We start from the raw sequence: 26056 nt of genomic DNA, 5'->3' as shown, positions 1-26056 counted from the left end.
TATTGATTTAATAAGATTTCTTATGAGGAGCGCCAAATTCCTTACAGCTGACCTCGTCTATATCTACCGTCCAAATCTTCACGTTACGGACCGCCGGATCGCTATAACGGAAAGTCTTATCGGAATATTGCTTCATGATAATATCCAAGGCTTCCACCTTCTTGTCGAAATCCTCTTCGTAAGCGACCTTTCCCCAAGCGATCACGCTCTTCGAACGCATACGGTAGCTACAAGCTACCTCCGGGTGCTGGAAAACCAAGGCATGGTCAATACTAAACGTAATACAGACTTTCGGATTACGTTCCAATATAGAGATGCTTCGTCCATCCTGCGCCGAGTGTAAATAAATCACGCCATCCTTATAACCGAAATTCATCGGTAATACATAAGGCGTTCCATCTGTATCCGCCATGCCCACAAAGCAAACATCGCTCTGACGGATAATCGATTCGATCTGTTCCTTGTCCGTGTGTATAAGTGTCTTCATATTCCTTTGTTTGATTCTTATCAAACACAAAATTATAAAAAAATCCTCTTATATTTGTAACGGCTTCTCTACTTTCACCGTCTAAACTAAAAAATCAAATTAGAATGACAAAAAACACAATCTTCTCCTTTTTACAGGCTTGCGAAGCCACCGTGATCAAGACCGCCAAAAAATCATGGAAAGGAGCAACTATAGGAGCATTGGCTACTTTTACCTTATACCTCGTAATTATCAGCCTATCTTATCTGAAAATCGGAATATCGCCTATATCGGATCTTAGTATCGCATTGATAACCGTGGGCATTCTATCAAGCCTGATCGCCTTACTAAGCACATGGGGCTTTAAGATCATAAGGTTATTCAATCCTTGGTTTGTCGGAATCTGTTTATCTACTTATATATTAGTCGGATTTCTTCCTTATCCGGATACTAGCCGGATGTTTATCGGATTCGAACTGCTTTGTGGTGCTCTAATAGGATACTCTGTTTACATCGGCATCAAGAAGAAAGTATCAATCACATTGATATTGATTGTATTAGGGCTAAACACATGCGTTGTTTATTTCTTGGCTAATGAAGGATCTGATCATACGACCCCGGTCTCGGAAAATTATTGGAACCAAAAAGCCCCTACATTCAACGCTCCTGATCCTACCATCGAAGGAACCTATACAGTAAAAACATTGACATATGGAAATGGGGATGATAAAAACAGGGATGAATACGCAAACTCATGCGATATAAAAACCTCCTCTGTAGATGCCACTCCCTTTTTCGACCAGACTTCCGGATTCGATAATTGGATAAGAGAATTTTTTTGGGGATTCGACGCCTCCAATTACCCGATCAACGGACAAGTATGGTATCCTGAGGGCCAAGGCCCTTTCCCGCTGGTTATATTCGTACACGGTAACCATCTTATACAAGAATATTCAGACCCCGGCTACGAATATATCGCCACTTTATTAGCAAGCAAAGGGTACATCGCCGCCTCGATAGACGAGAATTTCCTAAACAGCAATTGGAGTGGGGATTATAGCCATAATGAGATATTCACGAGAGCTTGGCTAATCCTAAAGCATCTGGAATGCTGGAGAGAATGGAACCAACAAGAAGACAACCCCTTTTACCAAACGGTTGATATGGATAATATAGCGCTTGTCGGACATTCCAGAGGAGGGCAAGCCGCTCCTCTAGCGACCGTGATCAACAAGCAAAAAAGATATTACAAGGATGCCTATCAGGATTTCAACTTCAATTTCTCCATCAAAGGAATCGTAGAGATCGCTCCAACCGCATTTTATAGCATGCACAAAGATAAGCCTTTGGAGCTGGAGAATATCGATTATCTACTTTTACAGGGAGGGTATGATCAAGATGTGTTTTCCATGGCAGGAAGCCGAAAATATAACAACCTTCACTTCACGGATACGAATTTCCATTTCAAGTCCGTATTATATATCTATGCGGCCAATCATGGACAATTCAACACCGTATGGGGGCGGAAAGATATGCCCTTCCCTTATTCGGCACTCCTCAATCTGACCCCTTTAATGGACGGTGAGGGTCAACGCAAGATCGCCCAAACCTATATATCCGCATTTCTCGACGCCTCATTAAAAGGCAAGAAAGAAAATCTATCGATCTTAAAAGATTACCGCCTAGCGAAAGCTATCATTCCCAAAGGATATTATTTCAACCAATACGAAGACTCCGGTTTTAAATATATAGCCGATTACGAAGAAGATCTGGATGTAACTACAGCTACATTGAAAGACTGTAGCATTCATGGGCAAAACTTAAAAACGTGGAAAGAAGAAGCCTTAATACTGAAAGACGATGAGAGCACATCCCAATTAACCTCCGCTGTTTATCTGGGATGGGAGAAAAAGGATACGAATTCCCTCCAACAGGCCGAATATACGCTTCAAATAGATTCAGCGGCCTTAGCCTCTTTGGATATCAACACGGTAAAGAATCTGTTCTTCTTTATCGGGAATAACTCGGATACAATCGATGCGGTAGATTTCACGCTTGAATTAACGTTTGGCGAGACAAGCGTAAAAAAAGATTTCTCTTCATTCTATGTGCTTCCTCCGTTATTAAAACCAGAGCTAACGAAATGTAGTACTTTACTCTCGCTGGGAAAAGAGAAGGTTTCTGAGAAAGTACTACAGTATGTAGAGATTCCGTTATCCTCCTTCAATCAAGGAGATAGCCTATCCATCGACCAACTGAAGGAAATCCGCTTTATCTTCAATAAAAAAGATAAAGGGGAAATCATTTTAGATAGAATCGGAATAAATTGATCCTTATTCGAAAAAAGTCCCTTATTTCTGCAACCCTTACAGATACTCGCTCGTCTATTAAGAAAAGAACCTAAAAAATTAAAGACGATGAAGACGAGAGTATCACTTTTTATATTCTGCATACAGATGATCGCAGTTTGCGGATTCGCCGCCGACCGACGTATCGATGGAAATGGAAATCCGGAAACCCGGGAGATAAAGATTAGCGATTACGACGAGATTACGTTCGTTGGCTCCGCTGATTTCGAGTATGAACAGTCGGATAAAGCGCCTTATCTATCCGTAACGATCGATGAGAACTTATTTGATTACCTCGTGACCGAAGTAGAAGGCGGTACGTTAAAGATCTATCCGAAATCTATCAAGAAAGGTTTTAATAATAACTCCTACGACTTGAGGCCGACCGTCTACAAGATAAAATCCAACTCCAAGGAACTAAAAGAGTTGAATACGGTAGGTTCCGGCAGTTTCATTATCAGCAAACCGACGAAAGTAAACCGGATGGAGATCAATATGGCCGGTAGTGGAAACGTTGAGTTGAGAGGCCCCGTAAAAGGTTACAAGCTTGAATGTAACATGGCCGGTAGCGGAAATATCATCGCCAAGGATATACAGCTGGACAACCTATCTTGCAGCCTCGCCAGCAGCGGGGAAATCGAGGTAATAGGAACCGTAGATCGTGCCTCATTCAATGTAGCGGGAAGTGGTGAGATTAAAGCCTTTGACTGCCAAGCACGTAAAGCAGAGTGTAATATCGCCAGCAGCGGCGAGATCAGCGTATATGCCACGCAAATCTTGGATGCTAATATCGTAGGTAGTGGCGAGATCCATTATAAAGGAGATCCGGAGATCAGTAAGTCTATCATGGGCTCCGGCTCGATCAACAAAGTCAAATAAACATTTAATACATACGAACGATGAAAACAAAATTAGTAGCGGTAATAGCCCTCATCTTTTGTGCCTTCATGGCAGAGGCTAGTAAAGTAGAAGGAAATGGGAATATAATTACGAAAGAGATATCGGTAGATAACTATAGCGAGATCGAACTGGGTGGAAATATCGAATATTCCGGCAATAATTTTTGGGGAAATAGAAGCAACAAGAAATTCCCGGTATTCAAATATACGCATGGACGAAGCGCTTCCTTGAAAATTACGATCGACGAGAATCTATTCCCACTCCTCTCGATCAAATCCAATAACGGACGGTTAGCTATCCGCATACAAGACGGGACCCGTATCAAACCGACCCAGTATGTAATCGAAGGAAGCTCGAAGACTCTGAAATACTTAAAGACTTCCGGCCCGATGGATTTTGAGGCGCAGAACGCTTTTTCCGAGGATCAACTGGAAATCAAGATTTCCGGCTCCAGCGACGTAAAGTTCCCACATAACGTGAAATTACGATTAGGTGAGTTCTCGGTATCCGGCTCCGGCGATCTGGTTTTTGAAGATTTGGACTGCAAGAATCTTACCAGCAAGGTTTCAGGCTCCGGAGACATCACCTTGAAAGGTAAGGCGGACGAGGCCCGCTATTCCGTATCGGGCAGTGGAGATATAAAAGCATACGACTTATCTGTCAATGATTTGAGTTGCTCGGTAAGCGGTAGCGGAGATGCCCGTGTTTATGCCAAAGATAACATGAACCTATCGGTTTCGGGCAGTGGAGACATCCGCTATAAAGGCCCAGCGAGCGTGCATAAATCAAAGTCCGGCTCTGGCTCCATCCAAGGTGCGAATTGATCGAACACACACATTATTTTAAAATACACACATTATCAAATTTAAAAAAGCTACTCGATGTGATATCCGGTAGCTTTTTCTTGCTATTTTTGTAACCAACTCTTTATTTATAGAGTCTAAATTAAAAAGTAGAATCACAAAAAACGATACTTATGAAAACAAAGGCTATCTTATTAATGGTATTTTTCCTAGGATGGGTCACTACCGGTTGGGCCGCAGATCATGTAAAAGGCGATGGTAAATTGACCTCGAAAAAGATTTCTGTCGCCGATTATAACGAGATTAAGGTGGATGGCGTAATTGATTTCAATTACGAGCAATCCGATGATCCTTCCACCGTGGAGGTTACCGTAGACCAGAATCTTCATCCCTATGTCAATATCGAGGTGAAGGATCGCGTCTTAACCATCGCTTTCAAAGGAGCGAAGGTAGATCATTTCACGAAGTTTATCGTAAAGACGAATTCTAAATGGCTTGCCGCCGCAAAAGTTTCCGGAAATGCCAACTTCATGGTAAACAGTCCGCTTACCGGAGACGAGACCGTTATTAAGGCGAACGCCAATAGCTTGGTGCAACTGAAAGAGACAGTTACGGTCGGTAAACTGGATTTGAATGTATCCGGTAGCGCAAATATGGTTGTCAATCATCTGGAAGCCGACAAGATCGAATGTGATATCGATGGCTCCGGCTCTATAACAATCAAGAAAGGTAACGCAAAAGAAGGAGACTACAGTATCGTCAGCAGTGGTGATATACACGCTTTTGGGTTAGCGGTTCCTCTGCTAAGTTGCAAAGTAACAGGCAATGGCTTAGCGGAAGTACATGCTACCGATAATTTAAAGGCCAACGTAATCGGTAAAGGAAATATCCGTTATAAAGGCCCGACAGCAGTTCAACAGAGAATAATCGGTAAAGGTACCGTAGAAGAAGTAAAAGAATGAAAACAAGAATTATATACCTATGTCTGCTGGTGATCTTTTCTACGACAGGCTGTATCCCTACACAAACCATAAAAGGAGACGGCAATATCACCACGGAAAACATCCCGGTTTCCGAGTATGACTGTCTTGAGTTAGAGGGAGGAGGCATGGTCGTGAATTACACGCAATCCGAAGCTCCTGAAGGTTTGGAAATAAAGACAGACCGGAATATCTTCGAGAAATATGAGTTTAATGTAGAGAACCATAAGCTTAAGATCCGTCCGAAAAAAGAATTCAGGAAACATACGAATTTCCGTCCGACCGAGTTCATGGTTACGGCCAACTCCCGCAATCTAAAGAAACTAGCGGCGGCAGGCAGTACCCATGTAAATATAAATTCCCCTCTACAAGCCGAGGAGTTCGAGGCAGGATTAGCCGGTAGCGGGATTATCCAATTCCACGACACGGCCTCTTTTACAAACCTAAAGATAGAGATCGCCGGTAGCGGAGATTTCGTTGGCCATAAAGTGTATTGTGAGGAATTAAACGGGGATATGGCCGGGTCTAACACGATCGTTCTAGGGGGAACCGTAGGCATAGCTGAATTCTCGATCGCCGGTAGCGGTACAGTACGTGCTTTCGATTGTAACATGGATGAGCTTGAGTGCAAGATTGCCGGTAGTGGAGACATAGAAGCCTCTGTCGTAAACAAAATCAAGGCAGAGATAGCCGGTAGCGGTTCCGTAAAATACAAAGGAGATCCCCAAGATATCCAAAAAAAGGTAATGGGCTCCGGTAAGATCGAGAAGGTGGAGTGATTCTTACAACCACCCCTCCTTTTTATACCATTCGATACTTTCTTCCAAGCCTTTACGTAAAGGATAGGCCGGGATAAAACCTAAATCATCTTGAAGAGGCGTGACATCGCAAATCCAGTTACGCTGCTTCAAGATGATGTATTTATCACTATTTAGCGTCATACTTTTCTTCAACAACTTACCGATCCATTCTGAACAGTGGCAAGCGATACGCACCAACCCCAGCGGTATACGGGCATGCAATACCCGCTTCTTTCCTAAGATATCTTGTATCATACGGGCAAAAGACTCATCCGTGTAGACATCTCCGTCGGCTACAAAATAATGCCGGTTCTTTATCTCCTCTTTCTCAAGGGAAAGGAAGGCCACGGTCGCTAAATCTTTTACATAGATAAACGTGATTCGCTGGGGAATAGCGCCTACGGCGAAATCGAGCCCCGACTTTACGCTTTGTATTTCCATGAAATAATCCTTCTCTCCCGGCCCGTATACTCCTGTAGGCCGCAAGATCACGTAAGGAAAATAGGTTTGTTTACGGATGTAGTTCTCCGCCTCTAGCTTACTTTGGCCATAAGCCGTGTCCGGCCGCTGCGGATCGTCCAAGCGTATCGGGCGGAAAGTCTTCTCGTCGCCTCGCCCATAGCTGCTTAGGCTGCTCATCAAGAGGAATTTCTTCGGTTTGCAACCGGCGGCGGCTAAAGCCTCGATAAATCGATGCGTATTCTCGGCGTTCACACGGAAAAAGTTTCGCTTATCCAATGTCTTCGTCAACCCGGCGTTATGGATCACATAATCCCATGCCCCATGCTCACGGGCAAAGTCTGAGAGTTGAGCCGTAAGCGCTTCCTGATCGCCATATTTCAAGTCGATGAAATGAATCCGCTTATCTTGCAGATGCGCTTTACTGCTACCCGCACGGATACCCGCCCACGTCTCATAGCCACGGCGAAGCGCCTCCTCTACCAAGAAACCGCCGATAAAACCACTCGCTCCGGTTATCAATATCTTTCTGTCCTTCATTTTTCTTTCATATAAAATGTATAATAATACCACAACAACCCGATCCAATTCAAGAACAGGATCGTCAGCATCCAAAGAATCTTTTGTTTCTTACTGATGAAAGGGTTTTGCGATACGGCCTTACATCCGAACAGGATTACGGCAATACCTACGATATAACCGATCTCCGGCAAGCTTATCCAGCAAATGATTTGTGGTATCATAAAAATAGAGTCATTCGTGAAAAAGAATTATTCGTGTTGGTGTTTCCTCAAGACTCGGTGCGGCAAGTCACCATGCCCCACCAACTCGATCGGACAAGCGTATTTCTCGCCCAACCATTCCTCGGAGACATTCGCTCCCGGGTGATAATGCAAAGTCTCGTTTACACAAGCGATATTTTTCACCATCGTCAAAACCGTACCGATATCATGGGAAACCAAGATGATAGCGCTCTCTTTATTGATCTCTTCCAAGAGCTGATAAAAACGAGACTCGAATCGTTTATCCACATACGAATTAGGCTCATCCAAGATCAATACCTGCGGACGGGAGACAATAGAACGCCCCAATAAGACCCGCTGCAACTGGCCGCCGGAAAGCTCACCGATGGCCCTGCCCGCCAACTCCTCCAATCCCATCTGTACGATCACCTCGTCTACACGCTCTCTCTGGGATCTATTGAATGGACGGAACAAAGGTTTCTCCGCGGATAAACCGGAAGAGATCACTTCCCGTACCGAGATCGGAAACTTCTTATCGATCTGGCTCATTTGGGGTAGATAACCGATCTTCAAGGAAGGAACCTCTACATTTTCATCGTAAAAACGAATCGTTCCGGAAATAGGAGGCAATAGACCTAGTATCACCTTTAAAAGCGTCGTTTTCCCGCCGCCATTCGGTCCGATAATTCCCAAGAAATCATTTTTCCACACATCCAGCGTTACGTTACGTAAGGCGATCTTATTACCGTATCCGGCGGTAACCTCTCTCAACTCAATCAGCTTGTCCATCGACTAACGATTTTGCGATATGAATCATTTCCTTACCCCAATCGTAATCCAGCGGATTGATCGGGATCAGACGGCAACCTGTTTCTTTCGCGATCAACTCGGCGTTCTTCTGGTCAAACTCCCGTTGGATAAACACGACTTTCGCATTATGTTCCCGTGCGGTCTCGACCAGTTCCTTTAATTGTGCGGGAGACGGTTCTTTTCCGTCCATCTCGATGCAAAGCTGGGTCAAGCCATATTCGTTGGCCAAATAGGTCAGGGCCGGATGGTAAATAATAAATGTCTTATTGTCAAGAGAATGTAACAAACTGGAAACGGTCTTTTCCGTTTCTCCGATTTCTTTCGTCAGTTGTTCATAATTCGCTTGGTAATATTCCTTATTCTCCGGGTCCAAAGACACAAAGGCATCCAAAGTGTTCTTGGCGATCACCTTCGCTCCAGAGATAGAGCTCCACGTATGCGGATCGACGCCTCCGGGATGATGATGGTGGTGGTGATCATGTTCCTCTTCTTCCTCGGGGCTTTTAAGTAAATCAATTCCTTCGGACAGGTCAAAAACCTTGAGTCCCGGATTATTATTCCGGATATTATCCATCCAAGCCTGTTCGAACCCGATCGATCCGATCCTTAAATAACCTTGGCTTTTACCCACCTGCACCATTTGCTGGGGCGTAGGATCATACGTCTCCGGACTTTGCCCCGCCGGAACCACACAATTAATCTTAAATTTATCTCCGGCTATCTTCTCCGCAAAATACCGTTGCGGCTCAATCGTCACGCTGACGATCCTCTCATCTGTCCGCTTATCGCCGCAGGCCATAAGTATCAAGACGAAAAGAGCCGATATCAATACCTTAAATTCTTTCATACCACATATATATTTTCGCAAAGGTAACGAATATCGGGTAATAAGGCAGCAAGGAGACGATTCAAAGTTATCAGGAACTAGCTTGACAACTTCCCCGGACAAGGCATTTGCGTAAACTATGTTTTACGAACATATAGCCATCGGTAAATGAATAGGAACAGTTAAACCGGTCCAGAAAAGCCGGGATTTGGACGACATCAGTTTCTTTATGATACGTACAGATCGCGAAATCCAAGTGATCCGCTTTCGCGAATAATTCCATACAGCCCTGTAAAGCCATACATTCCGCACCTTCTATATCCATTTTTAAGAAGATATCTTTTCGAGACTTGTCTTTCAAGAAATTATCCAAAGCAGCATTAACGTCATCGTCATGATCGCTGATATATTTCTTTACGATCATCGTTTTCTCTTTCCACGGCTCAAAAGTAGCCTGAAGCGCCTCGATCCATTTATCCTCATATTCAAAAAGATAAACAAAACGGGTAACCTCGATGGTATCCAGAGCGGTAAATCCCTCAGCGGAACCAATATCCAAGAGTGTCTTTCCCCTAAACTCCTCCACGGAATCCGCATAATGATGGGGATGCCTCACGTCTTGCTCGATCAACAAAGCCCGATAGCATTTCTCGATCTTAGATGTGCTATACTCTCTCGGAAAATATAATCGTTTACTTCCCCGGTGCATCACATAAGGCAATTCTTTCTCCTTATCCCACTGAACGGCAATCGACATCTCCAGATATTCCGCAGCGAAATCATAAGGATAACGTGTATATCCTCTTTTTCGAAAATAATCATAATACGCTAATTTAGGAGAAGAGGGCTCAAACACCTTGGTATAGTAAAAAGGTAACGTCCCATATAATATGCTTTTCAACTTCATCATCGAACCGGTAAACATTTCATCTAGTTTTTAATAGGGCGTAATATACGAGAAATATCTTAATATACATAACAAATCCCCGTATTACAACCGATAAGTAATAATACGGGGATTTATAGGGAAAAAATAGGCTACTCTATTTTTACTCGGCCAGCCATTTATTCATCTGTGTAAGGATCCGCTCCTTCATATCCTCCGGCATATTGCCGATACGGGCACGATGGCTACCTCGGGGCTGGATATAGATTTGCTCGTTCTTCTTGCCTTTGAAAGCGGGAACCATGGCTGCGCTCCACGGGTCGATCTCGCCATAGATGAAGATCATTTTCGGATCGTTGTCTTTCAAGAAGTTATAGATCTTGTGGTACAGAGCCGGACGGAAGTCTACTTTACCGACCAGTTCCTCGGGAAGCATGATACGGTTCAAGTATCCGTGGGCGCTATCGATCGTAAGGTATTTCTTGAAAGGTTTTACGTCATAGCCATAATAACCGAGCTCACGGGCGGCTTGTACGAAGAAAGAGATATTCGGCTGGTTCTCGGCGAAGTAATCAGGACCGCTGATTTCCATCAAATGATCGAAGAGCGCCTGATCGTCGGCAGACTTGGAAGGGATCGTACTTATCGAAGTTCCCCACTGCCAAAGAGCGAATGAATATTCCAGTACGCAATAATCCAATACCTCGGGCATCGGGATACGGAATGTCAAGTTCTTATTCTTACAATAGCTCTCCAATAAAGGGAGCATATCGGACTTACGTTTCAAGACTTCCAATTGAAAATCCTGTATCTTCTTGCGTTCCGCTTTCGTACCTACCTTACGTAAGAAAGGTTCGTGGCGGCCATCCTCTACGCCTTTACATAACGGACCGACATAAGGAACGGAGAAATCCACGTCGTCCGGGAAAAAGGCACGGTAAAGCATTGTAGTCTGTCCCCCCTTACTGATACCGGTACTGATCCATTTTTCCGGATAGATCTGCTTGAATGTATTGCGGACGTTATGTAAATCGTACGCAGAGTTCTCGGCGGTCAGATAATCCCAGTTTTTAGGTTCCGGCGTCGACTCCAAGAAATAACGGTACTCCACAAACACTAAGTTCGCGTTCAATAGTTTAGATAGTTCTTCCTGATATTTCGGATTGAGCGCATAAGCCGCTCCATATCCTTCGGTCACCATAATGGTAGGACGATCATAACCTACATGGCCTACGATAACCCGTTGCGTAAATGTTCCGGCGGCGGGGTCTTTTGGATCGACCTGCTGAGTAATACGTACTACATATTTCTCCGGATAATAATCGGATTGAAGTTTTTCAATGCCACTAATTCCTTTTAGGGAGGCAAGCTTCTCTTGTAAATCTCCGGGAGCGGCCATTACCGTCATCACCGACAGGAAGAAAAGAAGCAAGAAGTTAAATGTTCTTCTCATGGTAATTTAGTCTTTTAGATATTGTATTGTTCGTAATAATCCCTCATATTTGGCGCGTTTCACCGCCGAATGTGCAAAGATACGATTATAATCCTCACGGCTCAATGCCTTGAGGTCGTCTTTTTTAAGGGAGAGCAAAGAAGGGGTGGGATGAAAGGCTGCTACTGCCGTAGGCATAGCGAAGCGGTTCCAAGGACAAACGGCTTGGCAGGTGTCGCATCCATAGATACGGTTACCTAAAAGGACGGCTTGCTCAACAGGGATTTCTCCACGATGCTCGATCGTAAGATAAGAGATACATTTACGGGCATTCAAACGTTTCGGCCCTTCCAAGGCTCCGGTAGGACAAGCGTTCAAACAGCGGATGCAGGAACCGCAGTGATTCTTTTTGGGGGAATCATAGGTATCGACTACCAAAGTTGTCACGATCTCCCCAAGGAAAAAGAAAGAGCCTTTGCCCGGGATGATTAGATTCGTATTCTTTCCGATCCATCCTAAACCGGCTTTCCAAGCCCAATAACGTTCTAACAGAGGGGCGGAGTCCGTGAATACACGGGCCTCATTGTTGGAGGGATGATGCTCGGTTATCGCTTTCCATAATTGGCGAAGTTTATCCTTTACGACCCCGTGATAATCTTCTCCATACGCATAATACGAGATATAAGGTTCCGCCGGATTCCGGAGAACTTTCGGATAATAATTCAAGGCTACTGAGATAACTGATTTGGCACCTTCCACCAAGCCATCCGGATTGAGACGAATTTCCCGATGATTCTCCATGTATTTCATTCCAGCATGGTAGCCTTCCGCGATCCATTGGTCAAAATAAGCCTCCTCGCTCCCGGCCTTCGCTACTTCAGCGATACCGCAAGCGGAAAAGCCTAATTCCATAGCTTTATCTTTTATAAACTGGGAGATACCCATTATTCAAAAACTTTAAACTCGTAGCCTTCTTTTAAGAGCCATTCGACAGCCCGGGGCATTGCCTCACGCATATTGCGCTCGGCTTTCAAGGAATCGTGGAAGACGATAACAGAACCATTACGGGTATAGTTCTTTACCACGTTGAAGACACCGTTCGGAGTCATATGAGGGCTATAGTCACGGGTGACCACGTCCCACATCACGATATGATAATGACGGCGAAGCCATACTACCTGCGGAAAACGCATATGCCCATGAGGAGGCCGAAATAAATTGCTGGGAATATATTCGGCTGCCTTCTCCACATTCGCCAAATAATTCTTCGTCCAGAACTTGATACCTTGGATATGGTTGAACGTATGGTTACCGACACGGTGCCCACGATCTATCACCATCTGGAAGACCTCGGGATGCTTACGTACATTATCCCCTACCATAAAAAAGGTAGCCTTGATCCCATACGTATCCAATATATCTAAAACCCAAGGGGTAACCTCGGGAATCGGGCCGTCGTCGAAGGTGAGATACACACACTTCTTCTCTGCCGGTATTCGCCAAGTTACCCCCGGGAACAGTGCCCTGTAAAACCAAGGCGGTTGTTCTATAAACATACTTTGTTAGTCTTTTGCCACTGATCCGTACGCCATACGGTAATTATCAAATTCCTCTTGATAAGGCTTAGCGAACTCCGGATTGTATTGTTTGCTTACACGCAATACCTCTTGGAGAACCGCCAAGTTATGACCTAAATCACTCTCGACAGATGATAATTGCCCCGGACGCAAACGGAAATACCAGTTTATACTGCGCAACGCATTGTCCGCTATACCTTTATAAACCATCTCCGCCTTCTCCTTCTGGCCCAACTCGTAATACAGCTCACCTAAAGAAAGAGCGCTATAATCCAACGGAACATTCTCGGGAGGCAATACTTCCATCGCCTTATCCAATACGTTCAGTGCTTTCTCATTCTTGCCCTCAGCGACCAAAGCGGCAGCCAACTTACTGAACAACGCGATACGATAGCTCTTGCACATCCGCATTACAATCTCATCCAAGTACACACCCGGCGTATTGACACCACCCCATTTGAACTTATTCATCACGTTGTCATACATCTTCTCCGTATTGATCGAACGAACAGTTCCCTGTGTCTCCATCGGAACGATCTGATAAGCCATACCGGTCTGCTGGAAGTACGGATCCAATTTCACGAACTGATCCGGGCTTACGGTAATCGCGTAATAGATCGGACGGTTCCAGTCATTCGTCTGCAACATATCCAAGATAATCAACTCTTGCTTACCCAAGACATCCTTGCCTTTCAAGTCAATCTTCATCTCTTTCTGCAAATACGGCAAGTTAGCGGTATCGATCACGCCGGCAGCCATAACCGCAGCGGAATCTACCCCCATCGTCAATGTCTGCGCAGGAATATAATCTAATTCTTGATTGATACCCGGGATCTTCTTAAACTTCGGATCGTTGCTACGAACGAAATCAAGAGCGGTCTTCAGATCGATCGACTTATCCGTCATCGGGAATACATAAGCGGCATCACGAGTACCTTGCACATAATCCTCCGGTTGCCAAGAGATTGGAAGCGGATCGGACTCGTACGCTTGCTTCTTCATTTGGTTGATATACCAGTCGGTTTGCAAATAGCTCGTATTACATACACGTACATCCGTACGGATACCTTCCACCTCCTGTGCGTACCACAACGGGAACGTGTCATTATCACCATTCGTAAATATGACAGCGTTCGGCTCGCAAGATTCCAAATAGTTCGCACCAAAATCACGGCAAACATAACGGTTCGAGCGATCATGGTCGTCCCAGTTCTGCGCACCCATCTGGATAGGAACCAACAAGCACAGTACCGTAGCGACAGAACCCGCTATCACCGGAGATAACTTGCCATACTTCTGCAATCCTTTCGCCAAGGCCGCCACACCGAAACCGATCCATATACAGAACGCATAGAATGATCCGGCATACGCATAGTCTCGCTCACGAGGTTGATACGGCGTCTGGTTCAAGTAAAGCACGATCGCGATACCCGTCATAAAGAACAAGAAGAACGTGATCCAGAATCCCTGAATGCCCTTCTTTCCGGCATAAGCTTGGAATAGAAGCCCCAAGATACCCAATAGAAGCGGTAACATATAATATACGTTATGCCCCTTATTGTTGATAATATCGAACGGCATATCCTCTTGCGGGCCCACTAAAGCCTCATCAATAAACGGAATACCGGTTATCCAGTTACCATTCGAGACCTCACCGTTACCTTGTATATCGTTCTGCCGTCCGGAGAAGTTCCACATGAAATAACGCCAGTACATGAAATTCAGCTGATAAGCGAAGAAATAACGCAAATTCTCGGCAAATGTAGGTTTCATCACCGTCACCATCTCACCGCAACGGTTGAACTTCACCGGTGTACCTTTCACTTGTGCCCACTCCTTATAAGCAGCCACATGACGTCCGTCGCTACTATACATACGGGGGAAAAGCATACTCAACTCATCCACGTATTCGTATTCCGTATCGTAACGAGAGATATAATAATGATCCTTCTCGTTTTTATCTTTCTTAATGACACGGCTCCAAGTCGGCTCACCCTCTTTCGATACAGGTACGCAAGTACCGCCTTGGTTCTCACGCTTCACCTCAGAGACATAGGTCTGACCGTAGATCAACGGAGTCTTACCGTATTGCTCGCGAGCCAAATAAGTACGCAAGGTAAAGATATCTTGCGGAGCGTTTTGGTTCATAGGCGTATCGGCTGTCGCACGGATCAATGTCAAGGCATAGGATGAATAACCCACTACGATTACCATCAAGCAGACCAAGATCGTATTCAGCATCTTGATATTTACCTTCTTGCTCATGAACAAATAAGCCGTCAAGGCCGCCGTGAGGATCACGGCGATCACGTAACCGCTACCGATAAACGGAATACCCAACAATACGATCGAGAGGATAAAGGATATCTTCATCCGCACCGGATGGATCTCGTCTTGCATCGTCTCCCAGATCGCCCAGATCAAGGAAGCCGCCAAGATAATCACGAACGCATATACACCCGAGTTATACGGCATACCGAACGTATTGACAAACAACAGCTCGAAATAACCGCAAACCTCAACCAAGCCTTGTACGACACCATACATCATCAAGCCCACGATAGCGAACGACACCAATAAAGCGATCAGCGTACCCTTCATCGTAGGATTCGGGAATTTCTTATAATAATATACCAACACGATAGCCGGGATACACAATAAGTTCAGCAAATGGACACCGATACTCAGACCCATCAAATAAGCGATCAGCACGATCCAACGATCGGCATGCGGACGATCGGCGGCTTCTTCCCATTTCAAGATCAACCAGAATACCAAGGCGGTAAACAAGGAAGAATAAGCATATACCTCGCCCTCCACGGCGCTAAACCAGAATGTATCGCTAAACGTATAAGCCAAAGAACCTACCAAACCACAACCCATGATCGTAATCATCTGTCCCAGACACATCATCTTATCGTCTTCCACGATAATCTTACGAGCTAAATGAGTAATACTCCAGAAAAGGAATAAGATCGTCAGGCCGCTAAAAAGGGCGGACATCGTATTGACCATTACCGCCACCTTGGAAGGGTCCGAGGCGAACTGCGTAAATAAATTGGCTGTTAACATGAAGAAAGGAGCTCCGGGCGGATGGCCTACTTCCAATTTGTATGCCGAAGAGATAAACTCACCACAATCCCAGAAACTGGCGGTGGGTTCCATTGTCATCAGATAAACGGTAGAAGCGATCAAAAAAACGACCCACCCCAACACGTTGTTGATTAGTTTGTACTTTCCCATACTTTGTATAAGTGTGATAATTAATTGTTTCTACTTGCATACCCACACGGGCAGTCGGCCGCAAAGGTAATCATTTACGTTTAATACCTAACGTTCCATTCCCCTATAAATTATATAGAATAGATTAGAATTATATTAAACAAACCTTATCACTCAAGTGTTAATAGAATAGTTGAGTATTAAAATTATAGGGAGATGAAAGAAAATTATGAACTAATTGATAATGAAGAACGCCACCAATATGAATTTCATATAGAGCGATACGTTCCCAGAATAGAGTATATAAAAAATAAGGATGGGGTAATTTATCTCACCCACACTGAGGTTCCCATGGAGCTTGGAGGTAAAGGAATTGGTAGCCAATTGGTGGAGAAAGTGCTCTTGGATATCGAAAAGAAAGACTTACGTCTCGTTCCGTTATGTCCGTTCGTAGCTGGATATATCCAGAAGCATCCGGATTGGAAACGCATCGTAATGAGAGGTATACATGTTTAATATTTATAACAAAATTATATGGGAAAGAAGATCGAATATACGAATGGTGAACTCACCATTATCTGGCAACCGGAGTTATGTCAACATGCCGGTATCTGTGTAAAGACTCTTCCCGATGTCTATAAGCCGAAGGAGAGGCCCTGGATACAGATAGAGAACGCAACAACCGCGGAATTAATTGCCCAAATCAAGCAATGTCCGTCTGGCGCGTTGACATACCGAATGAATAAAGAGGTGAAATGAGGCACCCCCCGCTTGTTTCATCTTGATAGAAAGGAGTATTCCGCATCGGATACTCCTTTTTTCGCCATAAGGGCCTCTTTCTATGATTTTTTGCTAGTTTTGTGATCTAGATTCACTATCAATGAAACAAATATGATAAAAAGACATTCTATCTTAACGGCAATCCTGCTTTGTTTCGTCGCTTTCACACAAGTGATGGCACAAGAGATGCAGGAACCCGAACCACTTCCGATCGACCCAAAGGTTCGATACGGGAAATTGAGTAACGGATTGACCTACTACATCCGTCACAACGATCAGCCCAAAGACCGGGCAGACTTTTACATCGCCCAAAACGTAGGCTCCATCTTAGAGGAAGAGAATCAACGAGGTTTGGCTCACTTCTTGGAACATATGGCTTTCGACGGCAGTAGGAACTTCCCGAATAACGGGATGGACGAATATATCGAGAGTGTAGGTATGCGCAGCGGGGAAAACTTCAACGCCTATACCTCCTTTGATGAGACCGTCTACATGATTACCAACGCCCCTGTCAACAAAAGCGGCGTGGTTGATTCTTGCTTATTGATCCTTCACGATTGGTCCGGGTTCCTAGCCTTGACCGACTCGGCTATCCAGAAAGAACGTGGGGTCATCCGTGAGGAATGGCGTACCCGACAGGATGCCCAGACTCGTCTATGGGAGCAGCAACTACCCAAGATGTACCCGGGAAGCCGTTACGCGAACCGGATGCCGATCGGTTCGATCGACGTGATCGAGAACTTCAAGCCGGACGAGTTGCGGGCTTACTACAAAAAATGGTATCGTCCGGACTTGCAAGCGATTATCATCGTGGGAGACGTAAATGTAGATCAAGTGGAGGCAACGATCAAAAAGATGTTCGCCGATGTCCCTGCCCCGGTCAACCCGGCAAAACGGGAACAAGTATCGGTTCCCGACAATGATCTACCTCTGATCTCGATCGCCAAAGACAAGGAGGCATCCAATACGATCCTTTATATCTTCTATAAACACGATAAATTGCCCAACGACTTGAATCGTACGATTGCCGGATTGGTAAAGGACTATATCCAGCAAATATGCGCGTCGATCATGGACGAGCGTTTCGATGACATCTTGCATCAAGCGAATCCTCCGTTTATCTATGCGGAAGCCTACGACGATGATAATTTCATGATCGCGAAAAGCAAGGGAGCATGGATCGTAGCCGCTCTTGCCAAGGAAGGCGAGATCGATTCCACACTGACCACGCTTGTCAAAGAGACTCAACGGGTAAAACAATATGGCTTTACGCCATCCGAGTATGAACGGGCACGCATCAACGTGTTGAAACAATACGAGTCCGCTTACAACGAGCGGAATAACCAAAAGAACGACGCTTATGTCCGTGAATACGTGAACCATTTCACCAACGGCGGTTATATCCCGGGCATTGAGATGGAATACACGCTATTGAACCAGATCGCCCAGAATATCCCGGTAGAGCAAGTCAACCAATATATCCAAGATATGATCGGAGAGGATAATATCGTGATCGGGTTAACCGGACCGGATAAAGAAGGTATAAAATACCCGACCGAGGAGAACCTGCTCCGTACGTTCCTCAAAGCACGACAGATGCCGGTAGAGCCTTATAAGGAAACTGTCTCCAACGAGCCTTTAGTCCCGACCTTGCCGACCCCGGGCCAGATCACGGAGACAAAGACCGGCCAGCACTTCGGAGCGACAGTATTTACCTTAAGCAATGGTATCAAGGTGGTATTGAAGCCTACCGAATTCAAGAAGGACGAGATCATCATGACCGCTACCAGCCCGGGAGGAAGCACTTTATTCGGCACGAAGGATATTGATAACTTAAAAGTTTTCAATGACGTGATCGAGATCGGTGGATTGGGTAATTTCTCCGCCACGGATCTAAGTAAGCGTCTGGCCGGAAAGAAGGTATCTTGCGCCCTATCGCTCAGTCAAGATAGTGAGAACGTGAACGGAATGGCCGCTCCTTCCGATTTGCGAACCTTATTCGAGTTAATTTACCTTAGCTTCACGGCTCCCCGCATGGACGAGGAGGCCTACGCATCTTTCGAGACACGGACAAAAGCGCAATTGCAGAATATGGAGTTAAATCCGATGGTCGCTTTCAGCGACTCTTTGTCTAAAGCGGTTTACGGAGATAATCCTCGTGCGTCACGTCTTCGTCCACAAGATTTCGAACATATCAGTTATCCTCGTATCATGGAGATGCGCAAGGAACGCTTCTCGGATGCTTCCGGTTTCGTATTCACGTTTGTAGGTAATATCCAGATTGATAGTATCCGTCCGTATATAGAGCAGTATTTAGCGACATTGCCATCTCAAGGAAAAATTGAGAAGGGAAATCCGGCGGAGGTTCCATCGATGCGTAAGGGAGACTATATGAATCGATTCAACCGCTCCATGGAAATCCCGAAAGTAACGGTAGCCAACCTCTATACCGGACAGATGGAGTACAATCTGGAGAATATCATCACCGCTACCGCATTGAAACAAGTTATGGACTTGGTATATTACGAGAAGGTACGCGAGAAAGAAGGAGGAACGTATGGCGTCGGTGTATCCGCTAGAATCTCACCTTTCCCGGAAGGAAGAACGACATTACAGATATTCTTCGATACAGACCCGGCTAAGTGGGAGCAGATGAACACAATTGTCCGCAATGAGTTGAAACGGCTTTCCGAGGTAGGCCCTCGTCAAGAAGATTTCAAGAAAACACAGGATAACCTGCTGAAACGTCATGCGGAAGTCTTGCAGGAGAACAGCTATTGGTTGAACGTATTGGATGATTATTATTATAAAGGATTTGATACCGATACGGATTATGAGTTGATTGTTAAGGCGTTGACTCCCGAGAAGATAAAGGCATTCGCCCAAAAGCTTTTGGGACAGGGTAACCGGGTAGAAGTTATCATGCAACCCTAGTTACTATTTTGAGAGGATGAGACGGGGCGTGCCCCGTCTCTACTTTGATTTCTTTAGTTTAAAATGATCGAATCCTTCCCCATAAACCCCGATTACGGCGCTTTGGGATACAAAGGCGGTCGGATCAATATCATTAATGATACGGAAAATCGTAGTGGATTGCCGTTTTTTAGCGAGCACGAACATCATCTTCTGTTCTTGCCCCGTATATAACCCGGTAGCATCGATCACCGTAACCCCTCGGTGCAACGCATTAATCTCCTTACCAATCTCTTGATACTTCTTCGAGATGATAAAGAATTGCACGGACTGGCGGGCACTGTTCACGATCTGATCCAGCACGAAACTACAAACATATAACGTTACGAAACCATATACCACTTTCTCCCAATCCTTTAGCACGAAATAACTGGAGGTGATAATAATCATATCGCAGATCATCATGACCCGCCCCAGCGTTATATCCCGGTATTTATTGATGATAGCGGCAATAATATCCGTTCCACCCGTACTACCGTTCGAGGAGAAAGCGATACCGATACCACTTCCACAGAAGGAGGCTCCCAGCACACATGCCATAAACGGTTGATCTTGTAATAAATGCATCCCGGCTGTCAGCTCCTGGATAAGGGACAAGAAAAAAGTAAGCGTAAACACGGCGAAGATCGTCTTGATACTGAACTTAAAACCTAATATTTTCAAGGCAAGCATCAGCAAGACGGCATTAATGAGGAAGTAAGTGTACTGAACGGGAAATCCCGTAGCCCAGAAAACAATGGAAGCGATACCCGGCACTCCACCTGTCGTAATGTCATTCGGCAAAAGGAAAACGGTCCATCCGATGCCGTAAAGGATCATCCCCAACGCAATCATCAAGTAATCCTTCATCTCTCTGAACATTACTTGTCTGGAAGTCACTAATAAAGTAGGTTTCATCTTATTTGTATATTTTTGCGGGCGCAAAGGTAGTGAAAGTTATCGGACGTAGGTTATTTCCTTTTCCATATTCCCCATAAATATTCTCCCTAGTATCATCCCTTCAATAATATCTCTTTGGCAGCGAAATAAACGATAAAAAACCTTTTTGATCAACATAAGGCAAATATCATGACAAGTACTTCTGGCGAAAGTAGCGAAATAGCGGGAAGGAGAAGGCTATAAACGGCGTTTTTTGTTAAAAAGGACCACTTTTCACGCATGAATAGCCACGAAAGCCTATGCAATAGGCCGCATTAGGCGACGCGTATACTCACGTTAGGCATCATGAGTAGTCAAGAATAGCCTCGCAAGTACTCGTGAATAGGCATTCGTACCCTATTATAACCCTATCATTACCCTATTATTTCCCTTTTTTGGCCTCCAGATATGAGTTATGATGAATAAATTCCGCTAGAATAAAAGGCCGTTTTCAAGCATCTATCTACCAACCAAGCAATTGCTGATTTTTCCTTGCGTATTTAGGGACAAGCCGTACTCTTGTACGGAAAAAACGATTCTCCGGGACTTTAGTCTACAAAGTGTCAGATTGATATATGAGCTTGTTTCGAGATGATATAGAGAACGTATTCGCTTCGCTGAATGGTTACGACACCGGATAAAGTGTCCTAAACATTCTTAATGTACCCTTATTTGGATTGGGATATTCGCAAGCCGAGAAACAACACTTATCATAAAAACCTACAGCATTGTATTCTTGTGTATTCAAGGCCTCTACTGTAATAAATTGGCAACCCGCCAAATCCTGCTTTTGTGCTTTTTGGACAATAGCCTCCACAATGATCTTCCCTAAACCAGACTTATGGTAATTCTTGTCTACCGCTAAATAAGCAATTTCCAATGCGGGATAACGGGGTTTAGTCAAAAATATATCTTTGTAATTATCAGTAAATTCTGGAATATTTGTATTAGAGACTCCTGTTATAATTTCATTTCGATCATCAATATCTAAATCCAAGGAATCAAAACTCAAAGCAAACAATGCTAAGACTGTCGATTCTTTTAAACTCTCCTTAACGATATAAGCACTACAATAATGATTTGCGATACTAAGATCAAAACCATCTTGGATAAAACAATCCATAGGAATAACACCACAACAAAAGTCATGTAAACAAGATGTATCTGTTAAGCGCTCAAAAATATATTCCATGATCAAATATTATTTCCATAGAATGGAAACCTCTTTGGTAATCCGACGGTTTCTTTGGATCTCCTTTTTATCTCGTTCGTCCAAATCTCCAGTCTGAATACGAAGAGCTTTCTCTTTGATCTCTTTGGCGAATTTACCAGAGACAAGCGTCCTCTTTGAATTCATTCCTAACATAAAAAACTCCTATACTTTAGATGTATGGAACAAAGGTATAAATTTTTCAAATCTGTTCCTAATTAACGAGTAAGAAATTTCCTAGAATGGTATGAGACGTAACATAACGCTACGTCTCTACAAAATATTTCACTCTGTACCTAAAATACTCACATTATCGATCTCCTCTCCTCTTTCATTTCGCAGACATTGAATTTCCTTGATCTGGCGGTCGAAAAACATGAGCAAGTCATTGATGAGCCGTCCGTTCTGGGATAAAAGCAAAACCCCATCCATCAATTGCGTTGACAGGTAGCGAACTTTCATATTACTTACATGTTGATCGGGACGCTGCAGATAAACGGCCATACATCTGTACAAAATTGGTGCTATTTGTATCCACGGCAGTTTTAGACCTACCAACAGATTTTTCACGCTTTGCAACTGATGGTTCAGATAATCGAAATCATCCGCATCTCTCTCAAAACAGAAAGCTTCTTTCAAGCGTCGTGCCTCTTCCTTAAAAAATACATCACTCAACATTTCCATGTTCGAAACCGGAGCGTCTTGCTCTGAACCGACAGGTTCAGTTACGGAATAGATCTTTTCCTCTTCCATAATATATTAGTTGTAAGCAGGCGGAAAAAAGAACGGTCCCGCCTGACCCGTTGCTAAACACTTTACCAGAAAGCTGGAGGCACATTAATGCACTCCACGGGGGTACGGAACCGTCATATCGGATCGGTTACAGGCAAAAAAATGCCTGCAACCGAATAGAAGCAGGTATTCTACTCTGCTTTCTGGTTTTAAAATGTTTAGCATTGCAAATATACTTCTTTTTCCGGATATCCAACCTATAGAGGATAAATAATGTCTAGTAAGTAAAAAATCCGGAGATGATACCTCTGTTTTTACAAGCTATGCTGGAACATCCAAGCCAGATAATCCGGTTCGGCGAAAGCGTTATCCCAACTGTTATGGTCTACACCGGGAAATTCCTTATAACGGACATCAGCTCCTGCTTTCTTCAATGCTTCATTAGCGTCACGGGAGAATTGTACATCGACTACGCTATCGGAGCCGCCATGATAAATACTGAAAGCCGTCTTGCCCTTAAAGTTTGCCAAACGTTGCAAATTTGCTCCACCACAGATCGGGGTGGCAGCGGCAAACAGGTTCGGGTAACGCATCACGATATCGAACGTGCCCATACCTCCCATTGATAGGCCGGTTACGTAAATGCGTTTCGTATCGACCTTACCTTCCGCTATATAACTATCCAATAATTCCTTGACGGCGGCCATCGATTGTGTGGCCGGAGCATTCAACGGATAGAAACGCTTTCCTTCTTTTCCGGCGTTCAATCCCTTATATTCAGACCAAGTCTTCTCAGCCGGGCATTGAGGCGCTATGATGATAGCCGGATATTTGGTTTGATTCTCGAAAGAAGCGAACATATCACCACCATGTACTAATTGGGCCTCATTATCCGACCCTCGTTCGCCCGCTCCGTGCAGGAACAGGATTACCGGGTATTTCTGCGCCGGATTATAATCTCGGGGATACAGAACCCGATAATTCAATTGATAACCATCACGAGCCGTAAACTGCTTTTTCAAAAAACTAGCCTTATCACCAGCATATCCAGCAATGGAGAGAAGAAGGCAAAGAGACAGAAAAAAAATACTTCTAAGTGTTTTCATAATCATATATTCAAATGTAAATACTATCTACCTAGATCGATAACTTCCGCAAATATAATTAAATAGTCTGTTAAGGCGTTGTATAATATCAAGATTAAACCAACTATTAGGACGTGAGCGGATTCGTTGGGATGCTTTAGATGTAGATTTGAGCTTGTCTATCATAGCAAATCCAGATAAATACCCGTTAGTAAGTAAATAATCGAATATTGTATGTATTTTGTAGAGACAGATTGTCCTATCTCTACAAAATACATTTGAAAATGATACCGAAAGATTATTGGGCTTCCTGTATTTTTGTCGCTTCTGATACACCGTTCTCGTTGAATGCCTCGATGGTGAAATAATAAGGCTGGTCGGTGGACAGACTCTTTAATAGTAATTCATTCTTTCCGTATAGGAGCCATGAATTGTATAGTTTATCGGGAGCGATACCCCAACGGATGTTGTAGCCTTGGCTGTTCTTGACAGCGTCCCAGGTAATCATCGCGTCACGGCGATCCGCTTGGCGAACGACCTTGAAGTTCTTCACCGTCGCAGGCTTCTTGCCCTCACCGATACCGAACACACGCAAGTCCGAGATCGCCAGATGAGGCGTCGGGACCTCTATATTCTTATAACGGACATAACGGACACGAGCCGGATTATCCACTTGTACGTAATCGTTCGGGACATCCTTATAATTATTCCGGCGATCCACCAACGTTACCCAATCCTGCCCGTCCAAAGAGCCTTCCACCGCATAACGGTGGCGTAAACCGGGAATACGTCCATACATATTCGATTGATGATCGTGATAATTCACTTGCACGGCATATACCATAGCGGGAGCCTCCAGATCGATCTCTACCCATTCGGTATCTCCATTCGTGCGAGCCATCCAGAATGTCTTACATTCCTCATCCGTCAAGTTGGCCGGAAGGAAATTGGCGGAAGTCTTGGGACGGTTCGATTCCGTGAATCCTTGCGCGGCGGGAGCGGAACCCTCCGCATACGAGGAAGCTTTCACCGACTTTTTATAAGAGAGCAACATCCACCCCGTAAACTCTCCTTTCTTTCCCGGCTCGGCGGGAGCGTAATGCGGATAATCACCGAAGTTATTATCACAATACATAATGCCCTCCTTATCGAAGAAAGTAGGATACATGCAGAGGCGACGCTCCCAATTCACCGTAGCCGAGAGAGACATAGAGGCGAAATGCCAATAATTACCTCCCGGCCCCACCAAGGTACTTCCGTGTCCGGCACCATTCATGAAACCACCGGGCTTATAGCTTACCGGGTTATGCGATTGGTATTTATACGGACCTAATGGGGAGTCCGCCACATAAACACCATCGGCATATACGTTGAATTCCGTGCCGGGGGCGGCATACTGCATATAATATTTACCGTCGTGCTTGGTCAGCCAAGCACCTTCCATATAGCCCCCCAATACCGTATCGGTATGGTTCTCGCCAAAACGTTCCCAGCCGTGCTTCGGCATATCCAAGCCGAAAAGCTCGACCGTCTCGCCCTCGATCAAGAAACGGTCATCCTTATTCAGTTTCTTGCCCCGAAGCGGATAAACATTGGAAGAGCCCCAAAATAAATAAGCTTGTCCGTCATCATCGATGAATAAATCCGGGTCTTGTAGGTCGTGGAGTATAGCAGGAGTAGCGTTCCAATTACCGGATTTCGGATCATCGGTATAAAGAACGCTCATGGAGCCGGACGGATCACCCATCACATAAAGCACGGAATCCTTATAATTATGAGCGGCGGGAGCGTTGGAACCCTGAGGATACCAGTTTTTACCGGGAGTGATAAAATCCCAGTTCAACAAATCTTTCGAATGCCAGTAGCCATGCGAACGGGTTACGAACATATAATACTCGCCCCGGAATTCTACGACAGCGGGGTCCGCGCCCGAACGGTAAGACAGATTGTTCGATGAGTTATAAATCATATACGTATAATCCACATTAAGCGGATTACAATACGTATTCGCCCGCATGGATTGAGCGGTGGCGGAACCTCCGGAAGCAGCCAAGAACAGAGCCGAAAAGATATATTTTGATAATAGTTTCATGTTGATATGTATTA

General features: G+C 44.6%; 24 protein-coding genes. 8 read left to right on the top strand and 16 right to left on the bottom strand.

Annotated elements, in window-relative coordinates:
- Positions 1-7: 7 nt before the first annotated feature.
- On the bottom strand, positions 8-487 hold the full coding sequence (locus DWX84_RS05105; protein WP_005860241.1) for a pyridoxamine 5'-phosphate oxidase family protein: 480 nt from the start codon (positions 485-487) through the stop codon (positions 8-10).
- A 104-nt stretch (positions 488-591) separates the two neighbouring features.
- Between DWX84_RS05105 and DWX84_RS05100 the strand changes: the two genes are divergently transcribed.
- The 5 genes from DWX84_RS05100 (at position 592) to DWX84_RS05075 (ending at position 6276) form a co-directional block, all read left to right on the top strand.
- On the top strand, positions 592-2796 hold the full coding sequence (locus tag DWX84_RS05100; RefSeq protein WP_048926977.1) for an alpha/beta hydrolase: 2205 nt from the start codon (positions 592-594) through the stop codon (positions 2794-2796).
- 87 nt (positions 2797-2883) lie between these two features.
- Positions 2884-3693, top strand: coding sequence for a head GIN domain-containing protein (locus tag DWX84_RS05095; protein ID WP_008773133.1), 810 nt, complete (start codon positions 2884-2886; stop codon positions 3691-3693).
- A gap of 20 nt (positions 3694-3713) precedes the next feature.
- Entirely contained in the window at positions 3714-4538 is an 825-nt protein-coding gene (locus DWX84_RS05090; protein WP_022193049.1) for a head GIN domain-containing protein, read from the top strand.
- A 152-nt stretch (positions 4539-4690) separates the two neighbouring features.
- Positions 4691-5479 carry a head GIN domain-containing protein gene (locus DWX84_RS05080; protein WP_048926976.1) on the top strand — a complete coding sequence of 263 codons (789 nt, stop codon included), beginning with the start codon at positions 4691-4693 and terminating at the stop codon, positions 5477-5479.
- Positions 5476-6276 carry a head GIN domain-containing protein gene (locus DWX84_RS05075; protein ID WP_048926975.1) on the top strand — a complete coding sequence of 267 codons (801 nt, stop codon included), beginning with the start codon at positions 5476-5478 and terminating at the stop codon, positions 6274-6276. The genes DWX84_RS05080 and DWX84_RS05075 overlap by 4 nt, the downstream gene beginning before the upstream one ends.
- A 3-nt stretch (positions 6277-6279) precedes the next feature.
- Here DWX84_RS05075 and DWX84_RS05070 read toward each other — a convergent pair whose 3' ends face one another.
- The 9 genes from DWX84_RS05070 to DWX84_RS05030 all read right to left on the bottom strand — a co-directional run bounded on the left by DWX84_RS05070 (position 6280) and on the right by DWX84_RS05030 (position 16273).
- On the bottom strand, positions 6280-7296 hold the full coding sequence (locus DWX84_RS05070) for an NAD(P)-dependent oxidoreductase (protein WP_005863616.1): 1017 nt from the start codon (positions 7294-7296) through the stop codon (positions 6280-6282).
- Entirely contained in the window at positions 7293-7499 is a 207-nt protein-coding gene (locus DWX84_RS05065) for a hypothetical protein (RefSeq protein ID WP_005860253.1), read from the bottom strand. The genes DWX84_RS05070 and DWX84_RS05065 overlap by 4 nt, the downstream gene beginning before the upstream one ends.
- A gap of 27 nt (positions 7500-7526) precedes the next feature.
- Positions 7527-8288, bottom strand: a complete 762-nt coding sequence (locus tag DWX84_RS05060; RefSeq protein ID WP_048926974.1) for a metal ABC transporter ATP-binding protein — start codon at positions 8286-8288, stop codon at positions 7527-7529.
- A complete protein-coding gene (locus DWX84_RS05055; RefSeq protein ID WP_121960713.1) occupies positions 8272-9156 on the bottom strand; it encodes a metal ABC transporter solute-binding protein, Zn/Mn family in 885 nt (294 codons plus the stop codon). The genes DWX84_RS05060 and DWX84_RS05055 overlap by 17 nt, the downstream gene beginning before the upstream one ends.
- 70 nt (positions 9157-9226) lie before the next feature.
- Positions 9227-10045: an FkbM family methyltransferase gene (locus DWX84_RS05050; RefSeq protein WP_227154383.1), complete on the bottom strand. Its 819-nt coding sequence runs from the start codon at positions 10043-10045 to the stop codon at positions 9227-9229.
- A 139-nt stretch (positions 10046-10184) separates the two neighbouring features.
- The gene (locus tag DWX84_RS05045; protein WP_008778980.1) at positions 10185-11474 is read right to left on the bottom strand and encodes a S28 family serine protease; all 1290 of its coding nucleotides are present in this window, start codon (positions 11472-11474) and stop codon (positions 10185-10187) included.
- 6 nt (positions 11475-11480) lie between these two features.
- Positions 11481-12398: a tRNA epoxyqueuosine(34) reductase QueG gene (gene queG / locus DWX84_RS05040; RefSeq protein ID WP_008778979.1), complete on the bottom strand. Its 918-nt coding sequence runs from the start codon at positions 12396-12398 to the stop codon at positions 11481-11483.
- Positions 12398-13009: a polysaccharide deacetylase family protein gene (locus DWX84_RS05035; protein ID WP_005860262.1), complete on the bottom strand. Its 612-nt coding sequence runs from the start codon at positions 13007-13009 to the stop codon at positions 12398-12400. The genes queG and DWX84_RS05035 overlap by 1 nt, the downstream gene beginning before the upstream one ends.
- Positions 13010-13015: 6 nt before the next feature.
- Complete coding sequence (locus DWX84_RS05030) at positions 13016-16273, bottom strand: DUF2723 domain-containing protein (protein ID WP_121960715.1); 3258 nt, start codon at positions 16271-16273, stop codon at positions 13016-13018.
- A 195-nt stretch (positions 16274-16468) separates the two neighbouring features.
- On the opposite strand from DWX84_RS05030, the gene DWX84_RS05025 reads away from it, so the two are divergent.
- The 3 genes from DWX84_RS05025 (at position 16469) to DWX84_RS05015 (ending at position 19966) form a co-directional block, all read left to right on the top strand.
- On the top strand, positions 16469-16768 hold the full coding sequence (locus DWX84_RS05025; protein WP_036614495.1) for a GNAT family N-acetyltransferase: 300 nt from the start codon (positions 16469-16471) through the stop codon (positions 16766-16768).
- 18 nt (positions 16769-16786) lie between these two features.
- Positions 16787-17011 carry a (4Fe-4S)-binding protein gene (locus tag DWX84_RS05020; RefSeq protein WP_057317236.1) on the top strand — a complete coding sequence of 75 codons (225 nt, stop codon included), beginning with the start codon at positions 16787-16789 and terminating at the stop codon, positions 17009-17011.
- 132 nt (positions 17012-17143) lie between these two features.
- Positions 17144-19966 (top strand): pitrilysin family protein, encoded by a 2823-nt coding sequence (locus tag DWX84_RS05015; protein ID WP_122377443.1) that lies wholly within the window; start codon positions 17144-17146, stop codon positions 19964-19966.
- A gap of 39 nt (positions 19967-20005) precedes the next feature.
- On the opposite strand, the gene DWX84_RS05010 is transcribed toward DWX84_RS05015, so the two are convergent.
- From DWX84_RS05010 to DWX84_RS04985, 6 genes are all read right to left on the bottom strand, one after another.
- Complete coding sequence (locus DWX84_RS05010) at positions 20006-20902, bottom strand: YitT family protein (RefSeq protein ID WP_087346180.1); 897 nt, start codon at positions 20900-20902, stop codon at positions 20006-20008.
- 646 nt (positions 20903-21548) lie between these two features.
- Positions 21549-22115, bottom strand: coding sequence for a GNAT family N-acetyltransferase (locus DWX84_RS05005; RefSeq protein ID WP_087346177.1), 567 nt, complete (start codon positions 22113-22115; stop codon positions 21549-21551).
- A 9-nt stretch (positions 22116-22124) separates the two neighbouring features.
- On the bottom strand, positions 22125-22280 hold the full coding sequence (locus DWX84_RS21455; protein WP_154396191.1) for a hypothetical protein: 156 nt from the start codon (positions 22278-22280) through the stop codon (positions 22125-22127).
- 138 nt (positions 22281-22418) lie between these two features.
- Positions 22419-22886, bottom strand: a complete 468-nt coding sequence (locus DWX84_RS05000) for a hypothetical protein (RefSeq protein WP_087346173.1) — start codon at positions 22884-22886, stop codon at positions 22419-22421.
- A gap of 293 nt (positions 22887-23179) precedes the next feature.
- The gene (locus tag DWX84_RS04995; RefSeq protein WP_122144863.1) at positions 23180-23977 is read right to left on the bottom strand and encodes a prolyl oligopeptidase family serine peptidase; all 798 of its coding nucleotides are present in this window, start codon (positions 23975-23977) and stop codon (positions 23180-23182) included.
- A 271-nt stretch (positions 23978-24248) separates the two neighbouring features.
- A complete protein-coding gene (locus tag DWX84_RS04985; RefSeq protein ID WP_122377442.1) occupies positions 24249-26042 on the bottom strand; it encodes a family 43 glycosylhydrolase in 1794 nt (597 codons plus the stop codon).
- Positions 26043-26056 lie beyond the last annotated feature (14 nt).

This window comes from Parabacteroides sp. AF21-43 (assembly GCF_003635435.1).
GTDB classification, from domain to species: domain Bacteria; phylum Bacteroidota; class Bacteroidia; order Bacteroidales; family Tannerellaceae; genus Parabacteroides; species Parabacteroides distasonis.
Note: the sequence above shows the minus strand (reverse complement) of the source record. Positions and strands in the feature narration are given on the sequence as shown.